14 protein-coding genes and 1 other annotated feature are annotated in these 13,643 nt (G+C 37.0%); of the genes, 6 read left to right on the top strand and 8 right to left on the bottom strand.

What is annotated here, in order from left to right; translation table 11 throughout:
• Nucleotides 1-241 precede the first annotated feature (241 nt).
• The gene (locus tag EGT49_RS01920; protein WP_135371270.1) at nt 242-1,126 is read left to right on the top strand and encodes a hypothetical protein; all 885 of its coding nucleotides are present in this window, start codon (nt 242-244) and stop codon (nt 1,124-1,126) included.
• Between the two features lie 77 nt (nt 1,127-1,203).
• Nucleotides 1,204-1,812, top strand: a complete 609-nt coding sequence (locus EGT49_RS01915; protein WP_135371269.1) for a histidine phosphatase family protein — start codon at nt 1,204-1,206, stop codon at nt 1,810-1,812.
• Nucleotides 1,813-2,216: 404 nt separating this feature from the next.
• Here the strand turns inward: EGT49_RS01915 and EGT49_RS01910 are convergent, their stop codons facing one another.
• Both EGT49_RS01910 and EGT49_RS01905 read right to left on the bottom strand, forming a co-directional pair.
• Complete coding sequence (locus EGT49_RS01910; protein ID WP_135371268.1) at nt 2,217-2,459, bottom strand: GlsB/YeaQ/YmgE family stress response membrane protein; 243 nt, start codon at nt 2,457-2,459, stop codon at nt 2,217-2,219.
• A gap of 72 nt (nt 2,460-2,531) precedes the next feature.
• The gene (locus EGT49_RS01905; RefSeq protein ID WP_135371267.1) at nt 2,532-3,044 is read right to left on the bottom strand and encodes a DJ-1/PfpI family protein; all 513 of its coding nucleotides are present in this window, start codon (nt 3,042-3,044) and stop codon (nt 2,532-2,534) included.
• Between the two features lie 189 nt (nt 3,045-3,233).
• Here EGT49_RS01905 and EGT49_RS01900 point away from each other — a divergent pair, with 189 nt between their 5' ends.
• Entirely contained in the window at nt 3,234-4,415 is a 1,182-nt protein-coding gene (locus EGT49_RS01900; RefSeq protein ID WP_135371266.1) for an acetate/propionate family kinase, read from the top strand.
• Nucleotides 4,416-4,670: 255 nt separating this feature from the next.
• Complete coding sequence (locus EGT49_RS01895) at nt 4,671-4,946, top strand: SemiSWEET family transporter (protein ID WP_281275440.1); 276 nt, start codon at nt 4,671-4,673, stop codon at nt 4,944-4,946.
• Nucleotides 4,947-4,996: 50 nt separating this feature from the next.
• Here EGT49_RS01895 and EGT49_RS01890 read toward each other — a convergent pair whose 3' ends face one another.
• Nucleotides 4,997-6,523: an ABC transporter permease/substrate-binding protein gene (locus EGT49_RS01890; protein ID WP_135371265.1), complete on the bottom strand. Its 1,527-nt coding sequence runs from the start codon at nt 6,521-6,523 to the stop codon at nt 4,997-4,999.
• Nucleotides 6,523-7,455 carry an ATP-binding cassette domain-containing protein gene (locus EGT49_RS01885; RefSeq protein WP_135371264.1) on the bottom strand — a complete coding sequence of 311 codons (933 nt, stop codon included), beginning with the start codon at nt 7,453-7,455 and terminating at the stop codon, nt 6,523-6,525. The genes EGT49_RS01890 and EGT49_RS01885 overlap by 1 nt, the downstream gene beginning before the upstream one ends.
• Before the next feature lie 234 nt (nt 7,456-7,689).
• Between EGT49_RS01885 and EGT49_RS01880 the strand changes: the two genes are divergently transcribed.
• Nucleotides 7,690-8,103, top strand: coding sequence for an Lrp/AsnC family transcriptional regulator (locus EGT49_RS01880; protein ID WP_135371263.1), 414 nt, complete (start codon nt 7,690-7,692; stop codon nt 8,101-8,103).
• A 354-nt stretch (nt 8,104-8,457) separates the two neighbouring features.
• Here EGT49_RS01880 and EGT49_RS01875 read toward each other — a convergent pair whose 3' ends face one another.
• The 4 genes from EGT49_RS01875 to asnS form a co-directional block, all read right to left on the bottom strand.
• Complete coding sequence (locus EGT49_RS01875) at nt 8,458-9,411, bottom strand: alcohol dehydrogenase catalytic domain-containing protein (RefSeq protein WP_135371262.1); 954 nt, start codon at nt 9,409-9,411, stop codon at nt 8,458-8,460.
• Between the two features lie 18 nt (nt 9,412-9,429).
• Nucleotides 9,430-9,795: a VOC family protein gene (locus tag EGT49_RS01870; protein ID WP_135371261.1), complete on the bottom strand. Its 366-nt coding sequence runs from the start codon at nt 9,793-9,795 to the stop codon at nt 9,430-9,432.
• 113 nt (nt 9,796-9,908) lie between these two features.
• Entirely contained in the window at nt 9,909-10,769 is an 861-nt protein-coding gene (locus EGT49_RS01865; protein WP_135371260.1) for an SDR family oxidoreductase, read from the bottom strand.
• 334 nt (nt 10,770-11,103) lie between these two features.
• Nucleotides 11,104-12,492 carry an asparagine--tRNA ligase gene (gene asnS / locus EGT49_RS01860; RefSeq protein WP_135371259.1) on the bottom strand — a complete coding sequence of 463 codons (1,389 nt, stop codon included), beginning with the start codon at nt 12,490-12,492 and terminating at the stop codon, nt 11,104-11,106.
• A gap of 54 nt (nt 12,493-12,546) precedes the next feature.
• Nucleotides 12,547-12,783, bottom strand: a binding site (T-box leader).
• Nucleotides 12,784-12,861: 78 nt separating this feature from the next.
• On the opposite strand from asnS, the gene EGT49_RS01855 reads away from it, so the two are divergent.
• Entirely contained in the window at nt 12,862-13,578 is a 717-nt protein-coding gene (locus tag EGT49_RS01855) for an alpha/beta hydrolase (RefSeq protein ID WP_135371258.1), read from the top strand.
• Nucleotides 13,579-13,643 lie beyond the last annotated feature (65 nt).

Here is a 13,643-nt window from a genome sequence, read left to right as displayed (position 1 = left end):
ATTCACATTGCATCATCTCCTGTCAAGCTTGTATCTATATTGTCATTTTAATAGCTTGGAAAATTAAAGATACCCTAATCTCCATTACGTCTATCACCTATCCTGATTGTATAGTCTTTGAAATATGCCTAAATTATATATTAAATATTTTTAAAAATTATATTCATGTGTTAAACTTATCTAGTTTTGCTGAAAAAATATCAGTAATTTCATTATTTTTTCATAAGGAGTCACAACACATATGCAATTAAGCGAAATTGAAAAAAGAAACTATCTAATTGGATTCTTACTAATTATCTTCATGGTTGCCAGTGCAACCTTTTTAAATGATTTAGAAATAATTTTGCCAGAAATAGGCGCATTGACAGCCGGTACTTGGATCTACCAAAATGGCGGTTGGATCAATCAACCTTCAAAAATTTTCTTTGCTCCATCAGGAACGGCTATCATCGGTTTCTTGATCAATCAACTGGCAATTTCCTATGCTCAAAAAGTCCTCCTAGGATTAATTTTGATGCTCTTATTATTGAAAGTATTGAAATCTAATCTAGCCCCTTCTTTTGCGACCGGATTACTACCTATAATTATCAACGCTACTCACTGGTCATTTATCGTAGCTATTTTGTTATTTACCTTAATATTGACTTGTGGAGTCTTCTTACAAGGAAACTACAAACAAGCTGATCCTAGTGCTGCTATCAAAAAGCACCACATGGCACTCTTTTCCGTAATGGCCATCATTTGGGTCGGTGGTGTTTGGTTCTTTGGTTTCTCACAGATGGCTGCAATTCCGCCAGTAATGGTGGTTTTCTTTGAGGTCTTACAGAAACCTTCATACAGCTGGCAAATGGGAAGCAAACACTTTGTCGCCCTAGTTGGTGCTGCAAGTATCGGCTTCTTAGTGCATAGCGTGATTGCTTCCTGGCTACTTGCGACTGTTATTGCTTTGCCATTAGTCTTTCTATTATTACAATTGTTGAAAATAAAATTACCAGCTGCCTTCGCCTTTCCATTGCTAGCTTTAGTTTTGCCAGCCAAGATGTTTGCGATGTTACCAATCACCGCCGCCTTGGCCGCACTCTTCTTTTTAGGGTCAGTCGTCGCCATCAAAAATATTTCTAATTAATAATTTAATTGCCAAGAAGTTTGCAATGTAAGCGTATTAATGAAATACTTAAACCATATTAACTAAGGAGAGGTAACATGGTCGAATTATACATTGTCAGACACGGTGAAACTGACACCAATTACACCGGTCGAATCAACGGCTCAGCAACCGATTTGAGCTTGAACGAAACCGGGAAAAAACAAGTTAACTACTTGAAAGAACAATTGAACATTGCGGACTTTGACGAGATTATCGCCAGTCCACTCAAGCGCGCCCAAGAAACAGCCGAAATTTTGAACCAAGGAAAATTGAAGATTCAAACCGACGACCGTTTGCGCGAAATCAACTATGGTGACTGGGATGGGGCCGTCGCTGCCGAAGTTGAAAAAGATTATCCACAATGCTTCAGTGAAAATGGTTATTTCAAGAGCAACTATTCCGACTACACTAAAAATGCCGAAACGTATCAAGAAGTTTTAGATCGATTGAAATCATTCCTCGATGATATGGCAAAAAAAGATAGCGAGAAAATTCTAGTCTCGTGTCACGGATTCGTAACTCGCTCATTCGTGCAATTAGTAAGTGAAGCTCCAAACATCGATGATTTCCTAGAAGTTCCCAACGCTTCCGTAACTAAAATTAAAATTTCCGACAAAACCCACCATGCATACTTAGGCTATGTCGGACGTTTAGAGAGTATCTAAAAAAAAGCATCCTTTTCTAGTAAGTAAGCAAAAACTTACATACTAAGAAAAAGATGCTTTTTATTTACTCCGATTAATCCAAAAATCAGTTTAAATTAATTAAGACACCGACTCATCACAACGTACCCAAATCATAAATCAATTTTATGTTAATTTTGAATAGAACTTACATCCTAATCAGAATCCATCGCAATAACAGCATAGATTCGTACCTAGTCTGGAGTACAAGTCCTGTGATGGCTCAGCCGCCATATTTTTGTTGGTGCTTTAGCACCTACAAAAAGGCCTAGTTTTGAGATTTTGCGTACTTTGCAAAAGCTCAAAATAGTGCCGGCAGCGTTCCAGTCCATCACAGGACTTGTGCGGAAGACGGCATCTAAATCCCCCAAACAATAGAACAAAGACTATTTCCTTTCAAAGATAACAGAAACAACCGCCACTAAAATAATTGAACCGATCAACGAAGGAATCAAGTACATCCCTGCCAACTGTGGTCCCCAAGAACCGAGTAACCACTCACCTAACGCCGATCCAACGATACCAGCTAGAATATTACTAAAACAGCCCATCGATTCGCCACGATTAGTAATTCCGCCAGCAATGGCACCAATGATAGCACCAACGATCAAAACCCATAACCAATGCATAATTTCAGCCTCCTCAATGTTCTTATAATAGAATATTAATAAATTTCTGTAAACTAGTCTTTTGCTTTACATTTAAACAGTAATGCCATACTTTTGACAATATTCAAAATAGCCATTGTTATAAAATTCTGCTAAAGCTTTAACCGTCTTATCGGAAGTAAACTCGATCATCTCTAAGACGGCGTCCGCAAATTCTGTTCCTGTGGACGTTCTTGCTGCAACTAAATTTGATTCCGTATACAATTCATCTGTTAGTAAACGTTCACTCACTAGGTGATTGCTAAATAAGTAATCAACCACTTCCCCGATTGCTGCTAATGGTTGTTGCTTTTTGATTCTAGTATCAATTATTTCCTTCAAAGTAGGATCGACTTTGCCACCGATTAAAACTAACAAGTCACAATCTGCCGGTAAATCTGCAATCGTATAATCGACTTTTGTTTTGAAGCCTTCGGTTGAAACTATTTCAGAACTTGCAGCGGCTGTTTTAACTGCCCATTCTGAATTTTGATTCAAACGACTAGACAAATATGGTCCCTCCCAGTCGACATTTTCATCTAGTACGAAAAAAACTGCGGTTTTCATTTTAAATCTCCCAAGATAACTTTTTATAACGCAATTTTAACTATAATAAACTTTGGCAAAATTTAGCAAGCGATTTTGTTCGAAAGTTGAATTTTTTTCAGCGACAACAATTGTTGCAAAGATGAAGAGATTTATATAACATAATTACTGGTTAGATTTCATTAAATAAAAGAAAAGAGTGGTTTTGTAATGCAAAAAACCTTAATCGTCAATGCCGGTAGTTCATCCCTAAAATGGAAATTGTTTGAAATGCCCTCTGAAACAGTCCTCGCCAGTGGTGATGTGCAAAGAATCAACCTACCCGAGTCATTATTCAGAATTAAATATAATGGCAAGAAAAGCCAAATGACCAAAGATAAATTAACTCAAACACAGGCCGCTCAATTGGTCTTCGATGAATTACAAAAGTTAGAGATCATCCACGACTTATCCGAAATAACAGCCGTCGCTCATCGAGTAGTTGCCGGTGGTCAAGTCTTCAAGCACGCCGTCGAAATTACTCCTGAAGTTTTAACACAAATCAAACAACTCAGTGACTTTGCCCCATTGCACAATCCGATGGAAGCTAAAGGAATCGAAACAATGGCTCAAACTTTGCCTAATGCCGTTCAATACGCCGTTTTCGATAGTCAATTCTTTACCGACTTACCCGAAAAAAATGCTATTTACGGTTTGCCTTACGAATTGACTCAGAAATACCAAATCCGCCGCTACGGAGAACACGGAATTTCTCACACTTACTTGACTGGACGTGCCGCTGAATTATTGAAAATCTCATCAGACAAGATCAACTTAGTCACAATGCATCTGGGCAGTGGTGCATCCCTAGCTGCTGTAAAAAATGGAAAAGCTTATGATACCTCAATGGGATTCACGCCTCTAAATGGTGTTACGATGGGAACTCGTTCCGGAGACGTCGACCCAGCATTGATTCCTTATTTAATGAGAGAATTAAACTTAAATGATCCTGAAGAAGTGATGAACATCTTCAATCAAAAATCTGGCTTACTTGGAATTTCCGAATTTTCTTCTGATATGCGTGACATTAAAGCCCAAGAAGACACTAACCCTCAAGCCAAATTAGCTATCGACGTTTTCGTCAACCGAGTAGTCAAATATGCCGGAAGTTTTCTAGCTGAATTACATCAAGCCGATGCCTTAGTTTTCGCCGGTGGAATCGCTGAACACAACCCATGGTTACGAAAAGCTGTTATTGATGAACTCGCAATCTTTGGAGTAAAAATCGATGACAAACTAAACGAAGCCAACGACGAAGGTATCATTAGTAGCAAGGATTCGACCATTAAAGTTATGTTAATTCCGACTGATGAAGAGTTAATGATGGTTCGCCAAGTTGCTGAAATACAATAAAGAAATTAATATTTGATATAATACAGAACAAAATAGACCATGTTAATCAAAACACGATTATCATGGCCTTTTTTAATGCTCAAAAGTTAACTACACTTTTGTTTCATGAAACATCGTCTCGATTGACAATACGATACGTCTAGTTTATATTGCATGGTGTAGTCAATTTATTGAATTTAATTGCCAAAATAATGACTTGGTCAAAATTGTCCTGATGACAAAAAAAGCTGAGAACTCAGAAAGGAAGTCAATTATTTGCAGAGGATTAGTTCAGAAAAAGTAGATAGAATTGGAACGATTGCTAGTACCATGTCCGTTTTAATGTATGTTTCATACATTCCACAGATTATCTCTAACTTGTCGGGAAGTAAGGGGAATCCTATCCAACCGCTCGTTGCCTTTATAAACTGCACCATTTGGACAGCCTATGGCTTACTCAAAAAAGAAAAGGATTGGCCAATCATTTGGGCTAATATCCCTGGAATCTTTCTTGGAGCTGCAACATTTATCACAGCAATTTTCAATTTTTAAAAGAAAAAATGGAATCAATTTAGGAAGAAAGTCCTAATTGATTCCATTTTCTATTTCAACAGGCCGTGTTTCACAAGATAATTTCTTGCGACGACACTAGCTTTTTTATTTTTAACGGTAACTTGATAATTCATATCTTGCATATCTTCAGTTGAAATCTTTCCAGCTAGTTTATTCAAACTCTTAACAATTTCCGGATTATCCTTAGCAAACTTTTCATTCATCAAAGGTGCTCCTTGATAAGGTGGGAAGAAATGTTTGTCGTCTTTTAAGACAACTAAATCATATTGTTCAACTTGCGGATCAGTCGTATAACCATCGACTAAGTTGACCTTCTTATTTGCAATAGCTTTATACCGCAAACTTGGCTCCATCTTGGTAATTTGGGCAAAGTTTAGATTGTACTTCTTCTTCAAGCCTAAATAACCGTCTGGTTGATTTGAAAAGTCAGGGTCAAAAGCTGCATGGACTTTACTATTAACCCTTTCCAAATCACTCAATTTAGTAACGTTATACTTTTTAGAAAACTCTTTAGTAACAGCTAAATCATAACCATTTTCATACTTCATCGGAAGTAAGAAACTCATATTCTCTTGAGTTGCCAGTTGTTTTTTGGCAATCTGGTAGATTTTTTCTGAGTCTTTAGGAGTCTTTTTATCGTATTTAACTAAAGACTCCAAAACTGTTCCCGTGAATTCTGGATAAATATCAACTTGATTTCGTTTTAACGCCTTGTACAAGAAAGTCGTCCCACCAAAGTTCGGCTTCAAAGTGATATTAACATTCTTATTGTCTTGTTCAATCAAATCTTTATACATGTTCATCAAGATTTCTGGTTCACTACCGAGTTTTCCAGCAATCGTGATCTCAACTGGTTGTGGTTTAACGGCTTGATAAATCTTACTGCCACCAAGTCCAAGCATTAATAATAGGACAATTATCCCACCGGCATAAATGTGTTTCTTGGATGAACCGATAAATTTCAGTAAAGCACTGAAAATAAAGGCTAACAGTGCTGACAAAACACCACCAATAACTAAATAGTAATTATTATTTTGCTGAATTCCCAACATGATGTAATCACCTAAACCACCAGCGCCAATAAAGGCAGCTAATGTAGCCGTTCCGATAATCATAACTAGGGCAATTCTGATACCAGAGATTATCATTGGCAAGGCTAGTGGAAATTCTAATCTTTGCAGTCTTTTCCACTTTGATAAACCAAAGGCGACCGCAGCCTCTTCCAGATTTGGATCAATATTAGTCAAACCAGAATAGGTATTTTGATATAACGGCATGATGGCATACATCGTCAAAGCTACTACCGCAGGAACTGTACCAATTCCAACTACTGGAATCAATAATCCTAATAAAGCAAGACTGGGAATCGTTTGAATGATTCCGGCAATCTGTAAACCAATTTCACCGAAACGACGATGATTTCGCAATAAAATTGCTAATGGAATCGCAATCAGCATCGCGATAATTAAAGAAATAAATGAGATTTCAATGTGTTGATACAACGACTCCAGAATTTCCCCTCGCTGCTCAACAATAGTCTGCATCAACATTTGCATTAACGACTACCCCCTTCTTGTCCTAAATAGGCAACTAATTCTTGGGCAGTCATCGCGTAACTAACGTTTCGATATTGAAATTTGAAATCACTTTTTTCACCCAATTGATTCATTAACTGTTTAAATCCAGTTACCACTGGCAGATTTTTATCGCTAGGAATTTTCTTTAACGATCCGGACTCAATCAAAAATTCCATATCCCACCAATGCGGTGTCTTCGTATCAAAGAACTTTCTAACAAAGTCTGTGGCTGGATGTTGCATGATGTCGTGAGGTGTACCAACTTGTTGGATCACACCCTTATTTAAAACCGCAATCCGTTGACCCATTCGCAAAGCTTCTTGCATATCATGGGTCACAAAGACAATCGTCGTTTGAAATTGTTGATGTAATTTCAAAACTAAATCTTGTGACTTCGTTCTCAAAACTGGGTCCAAAGCACTGAAAGATTCATCCATCAAAATTAATTTAGGTTCAGTTGCCAAGGCCCTAATGATAGCGATTCGCTGTTGCTGACCACCAGATAACTCTGAAGGCATCCGCTTAGCATATTTTTTAGGATCCAACTCAACTGATTCCAAAAGTTCAGCCGCCCGTTGATGACGTTTAGCTTTAGAAACACCTTTTTGTTCGAGTTGAATAGCAATATTATCCTCAACATTTAGATTGGGAAATAAACTGCTATCTTGGAGAACATAGCCCATATCCAAACGCAATTTCTGAACGTCATAATCCTTAATTTTACGCTCATTAAAGTAGACATCCCCATCAGTTGGAACCGTCAATTGGTTCAGCATTCTCAACAATGTCGTTTTACCACTACCAGAAGGCCCCACGAGGGCAAATAATTCGCCGTCGTTAATAGTTAAATTGATATCACGCAAAATTGTATTCTGGCCATATCTCATCCCAACGTTCTTATAAGTTATCAATTTATTTCCCCTCTCTAAATTCACTTACTTTAATGATAAATATCTTCTGGCTTTTAAACAAAAAATTAGCCTATTAATATTTCAATATTTGGTTTTGTTTTTTGATGTAAAAACATCCCGATATTCTAATAATTTCGGTCCACCTGCTTTAGTAATTACAGCTGCTTTCATACTAATACCACCTTTTCGCAAAAAATTTATCGTATAATATAAATGCATTAATGGGGGAATAACATGGATAATATTGATCAAAAAATACTTAAAGAACTTAATCGCAATTGTCGCATCACCAAAACTGAATTAGCTAAAATCGTAAATATGACCCCTCCAGCCGTAAATACTCGAATTGAGCAGCTAGAAGACGAAGGCATTATCGAACGATATACAATTGAAGTCAATTTGGATAAAATGGGCTACACTCACCAAGTTTTTATCGAAACGCAAATGGAATATTACAGTCACAAGCAATATCTGGAATTTATTCACAGTCAAAGAAATTTCATCCGACATCACTATAAAATATCTGGTGAAATGAACTACATGATTCATGGAGCTTTTCATTCAAATGATGAATTAAATGATTTTCTTGAACAGTTAAATAAGTATGCTAATTACAAAGTTTTAGATGTTATTTCCGAACTGATTTAAGCAACTTAATAATTTTACTAGATAATAAGGATTTTCCGAATACTAAAAATAAAGTATATCGACTAAATATTTTAAATTTTAAAGTTTGGTTAGTGTGTGAATGCCGTCTTCCGCAACAAACTCGATTTTGGCTGGAACAATGTGGGCACGTTTGAGCCAAATCGAGTTTGTTGCTCCAGACTAAATAGAAATTCTATTATTTATTCCATTTAATTCTAAACAAATAAAGAAGCTATATTAATGGTTGCACTACCACTAATACAACTTCTTTTTTTAACCCTTCACAATCAAAATTTGAAAAAGAGACGCGATTGTCCTCATATTCCCGATGTGTTTCTCAATTATAGATTTCTTTTATGGAATTACAACCACTTTTCCAGGTTTAACCTGGTTTTCTAAAAACTTGTGAGCTTCGGGTAATTCTTTTAAAGAAAATACTTTAACTGGCGCAACATCGATTTTCTTATCTGAAATCAGCTTCAGCAAATCATTCAATTGTTTTTCATCAATCACATAACTTGCAAATGAGGTCATATAACGGTCATTGGGAATGGCTGTGACGGGATCAAAATGTTCAATATCCCAAATACCTCCCATATCACCAGTTATGCTGGCAATGCCAAAGGGTTTCAAATTGTTCATAGAATCTATGGCCGTAGCAGCTCCTACTAAATCAAAGATTCTATCAACTTGATAATCCATTTGCAATTTTTGATTAATATCTCCAACAAATCCGTCGTAGCCTAAGTTGATAACTGCTTTTTTTGAAGCTTCTTTTCTAGAAGTACCGATAACTCGAATATCAGGGTTCATTGCTTTGGCCAATTTCAAGCCTGCTATACCAACACCACTCGTACCACCACGAATCAGCAAGGTATCAGCTTCTGAAATCTTTAATTGTAATAAGGCACGATAAGCAGTATGGAAGGTTTCCGGAATAGCTGCTAGCTCTGACCAGGGAATATTGGTCTCAACTGGATGGATTATCTCATTTGGCAACAAGGCATATTCTGCGTAACTGCCGTCAAAGTCGCGACCCATTTCACCGTTCATCGCAATCACTTTTTTACCAACTGGCAAACGTTTCAAGTCAGTACTTTCTTCAACAATTCCAACGCATTCAATTCCTAAAATTCGAGGAAATTTTACTGATGGTGATTTACCCTGACGAGTGAAAATTTCTGAATGGACAATTCCAAATCCTTTAATTTTAACCAGTGACCACCCCGGTTTGGTTTTGGGAGTTGGAACGTCTTTGTACTCCAATACTTCCGGGCCACCAGCTTTAGAAACTACTACTGCTTTCATAGATTAATACCGCCTTTCTTATTGTCCTGCTGAAAAGACTCCAAATTGATGACCAGTACTGTCATTCAATCTTGCAAAAGTTAAACCAGTTTTATCTGTCACAGGACCCCAGATAACTTTTGCACCATTATCTTTAGCTGATTTGATAGCTTCGTCTACATTACTTACTAATGTATAAAAAGTTGAATATTCACTGGTCTTACCTGCTGTACCTAAAATACCTCCCGTGAAATATTCGTTTCCAGGCTCAATGATATTATAATATTCATTTTCCATATCAGTATATTCTTGGAATTTCCAACCAAACATCTTAGCATAGAAATCCATTGTTTCTTGAGGATGATCTGTTCCAATTTCAAACCAACCAACATTATTATTTTTCATTATAAAATTCCTCCTCAATCGAATTGACTAGAACAGTATAACGAAGAAAGTATTTTATTTAGAGATATAAAATAAAGTATATCGATTAAATATTTTAAAAAATAAAGTTCGATTTACTCATCCCTTTGACTTTCTAAAAAGTCAAATAGATCAGTAGCTGGATGTCCCATAATTTTTTGATAATCATCACTGACTTCATTCAATAATCCGCGACCGCCGGCATCGTACATGGAAGCCAACATATGTCCTTCATTTCCCTCATTGTAAATCTGGGCAAATTCTTCAAGCGTGACTGGTTGATAACCAATTGGTGCGTTTGCTACTTTGGACAAAACTTCGGCTAGTTGTGGCATCGTGTAATTGCGGTCTTGGGTTAACGTATAAATTCGACCGTTTGTGAGTAAGTCCTTACTTGAGGCAACTTTGGCAAAAGCTTTAGAACTATCCGCCAAACTGATGAAACTCAAAGCTTGATCTTTCATTGGATAAATGACATTTTTTCGTTCGACCAATTCGGGCAAATATGGAATCAAGGGATCGGCGTATAAAGCGTTACGAACGATGGTATAGGAAAGATTCGACTCTGCCAAACGACGTGGCAAATATCCGTAAAAGGCCGATAAAGCAAAAGGATTGTTAACTTGATCTGCGATAAAGCCCATCGCCAAAATATGCCCCACTTGAGCCTTTTGAGCGGCGTTAATGACGTTTTCCAACTCGCTGACCCGGCTAAAACTATCGTGACTCTTACTAGGTACATAGATTAAAACATCCTGATCTCTAAAAGCAGAAACTAATGAATCTTCACTAAAAAAATCGATGCCAACAACTTTGGCTCCAGTTTCCTCAAGGTGTTTTGCCTTTGATACTGTATGAACGGCAGCCGTTATGTCGCTGCTAGGAACTAGTTTATCTAACTCTTGAAAAATATGACCACCCAAGTGACCAGTTGCTCCAGTAATAATATATTTCATCTTAATTACCTCAACTTTCAAGTACATGTTACTATATAATTAACAAGTATACAAATAATAAATTCTATTTAATTCTAAAAGCAAATAAAGAAGCTGAATTAATGCATATAGCATTAGTTCAGCTTCTTTTTAGTTTAACGATGATTATCGTTTATTTTGATTAATCATAAATTTGAACAAAGAGGCTTGTTTCACTCTCTTATTGAAACGAGCTACACAAGAGCAACTCCCTCCGAGATAACAAAATTTCAGGAATCACTCGCAAAGTGCGACGAGCAATTCCTGAAATTACGTTATCCTCCGGGAGCTGACCGCTCTTGTTTCACTCTCTGTATTAAAATTCAGCGTTTCCTGGTGTTCTTGGATAAGCGATGACATCTCTGATATTTTCCATACCTGTGATATACATTACCAGTCTTTCAAAACCAATACCGAAGCCTGAGTGAACTGTACCACCGTACTTACGCAATTCTAAGTACCATTTGTAGTCGTCTTCGTTCATATCAAGTTCAGCCATTCTAGCTTCTAGTTTGTCCAAACGTTCCTCACGTTGTGAACCACCAATCAATTCACCAATTTCGGGAACTAACAAGTCAGCTGCTGCAACGGTCTTGCCGTCGTCATTAGCACGCATATAGAAAGCCTTGAATTCCTTAGGGTAATCTGTGATAAAGACTGGCTTCTTATAAATTTTTTCTGATAGATAACGTTCATGTTCTGATTCAAGATCTAATCCCCAATAAGGCTTAACCTCAAAATCAACGTCAGCTTTTTCAAGAATATCGATTGCTTCTGTGTAAGTAACATGGGCAAATTCTTCACCAGCAGTTGCTTTCAGGCGGTCGATCAGAGTATTATCAACGTTTTCGTTCAAGAAATCTAATTCTTCTTTGGCGTGATCCATCACGTAGTTAATAACGTATTTCAATAATTCTTCAGAACAGTCCATTTCATCCTTTAAGTCAGCGAATGCAAGTTCTGGTTCAATCATCCAGAATTCGGAAGCGTGACGTCCAGTATGAGAGTTTTCAGCTCTAAAAGTTGGTCCAAAAGTATAAACATTTCTAAAGGCTAAGGCGAATGGTTCAACTTCTAGTTGTCCAGAAACTGTTAGGTTAGTTTCTTTCTTGAAGAAGTCTTGACTGTAATCAACTTTGCCATCGTCTGTCTTTGGTACGTTGTTCATGTCTAAAGTAGTAACTTCAAACATTTCACCGGCACCTTCGGCATCTGAGCTAGTGATGATTGGTGTGTGAACGTAAACAAAGTCGTTGTGTTGGAGATATTCATGAATAGCAAAAGCTGCTAGTGAACGAATTCTGAAAACTGAATAAAATGTGTTAGTTCTTGGACGCAAGTGAGCTACTGTTCTCATAAATTCATATGAGTGAGCTTTCTTTTGCAATGGATAATCGGCGTCTGATGAACCTTCTTCGACAATTTCAGTTGCATGGATTTCAAATGGTTGTTGAGCTTTAGGAGTAAGTGCCAACTCACCGACAACTTTGATTGTTGTACTGATTGGGTACTTAACTACTTCGGCATAGTTTTCCATGTCGCTTGTGATAACTACTTGTACGTTCTTGAAAAATGAACCGTCATTTAATTCGATAAAACCTACTCGTTTTGAACCTCTAATAGTACGAATCCAGCCAGAAACAGTGATTTTGTCACCGTCAGCAAATTCTTTTTTGTATAAATCTTTAACTAAAACTTCTTGCATAACTTTCTCCTCTTCCGGAATACTGTAAACAAAAAAAGATCCTCCATCCCTAATAAAAGGGACGAAAGATCTTTCCGCGGTACCACCCAAGTTTTTTTGTTAAAAAACACCTCAAAAGTACATTAAATATACTCTCCAATGGTAACGTATTGGTCACGTCTAGTCCTACTCTTAAAAATTTCAGCTAGAGAAACAAAGATGTTTTTCCTGCATACCGACACGTTAAGTTTTCACTCACCTTAACTCCCTGTGGATAAAGTATCCAGTACTCCTTCTTTTTAATATCTTTAGATATTTTAATTTTCTTAAATGTAGCATAGAATTAGCCATTTTGTAAAGTAAAATATAGGTAGACTTAGGAGGAAACGTATGAAAAAAATATATAAATGGTTAATCGCAATCCTGATCACGCTACTAGTAATCTGCGCTGGCTCATTTTTTGTGATCAAAGGTAAAGAATATCAACCAAGTACTAGTGCGATGACCGCAAGCAAAGTCTCAACTACTACTAACAACATTACGAAATTTTCTGGAAATAATGCTAATCCAAATGTAATTTTTTATCCCGGAGCACTCGTTGAACCAAAGAGTTACAGCATCTGGGCCAAAAAAGTTGCCCAAGCAGGTTTCAACGTCTACATCGTCAGATTTCCACTTGATCTGGCTGTATTGAAAACAAACATCGCGGACAAAGTAGATAAAACTCCCGGTTATGTAATTGGTGGTCACTCCCTCGGTGGAACCATGGCCAGCCGTTATGCGCACAACCACCAAAAAAATTTAAAGGGTGTCTTTTTCTTAGCAAGTTATCCAGAAACTAAGGGTGATTTACGGAAAACAAACGTCCCCGTTTTATCAATTACTGCTTCAAAAGATGGAGTTTTGAAGTGGAAAAACTACAAAAATGCCAAAAAACTACTGCCAAGTAATACAGTTTATGAACAGATCTCCGGTGGTAATCACGCTGGCTTTGGAAGCTACGGTAAGCAAAAGGGTGACAATTCTGCAACCATCAGCAATCGTCAACAGCAAAATATTGTAAGTAGACTTTTAATAAATTGGTTAAATCGTGAAATTAAAAAATAATTTAAAGCGTTTTCAATAATTTCCACAAAAGCGCATACATTTTTGGTATACTGTCGTTAGTCGTT

This window comes from Companilactobacillus suantsaicola (assembly GCF_004745525.1).
In the GTDB taxonomy this organism is placed as follows: domain Bacteria; phylum Bacillota; class Bacilli; order Lactobacillales; family Lactobacillaceae; genus Companilactobacillus; species Companilactobacillus suantsaicola.
This window is presented reverse-complemented; position numbering and strand designations above follow the sequence as displayed.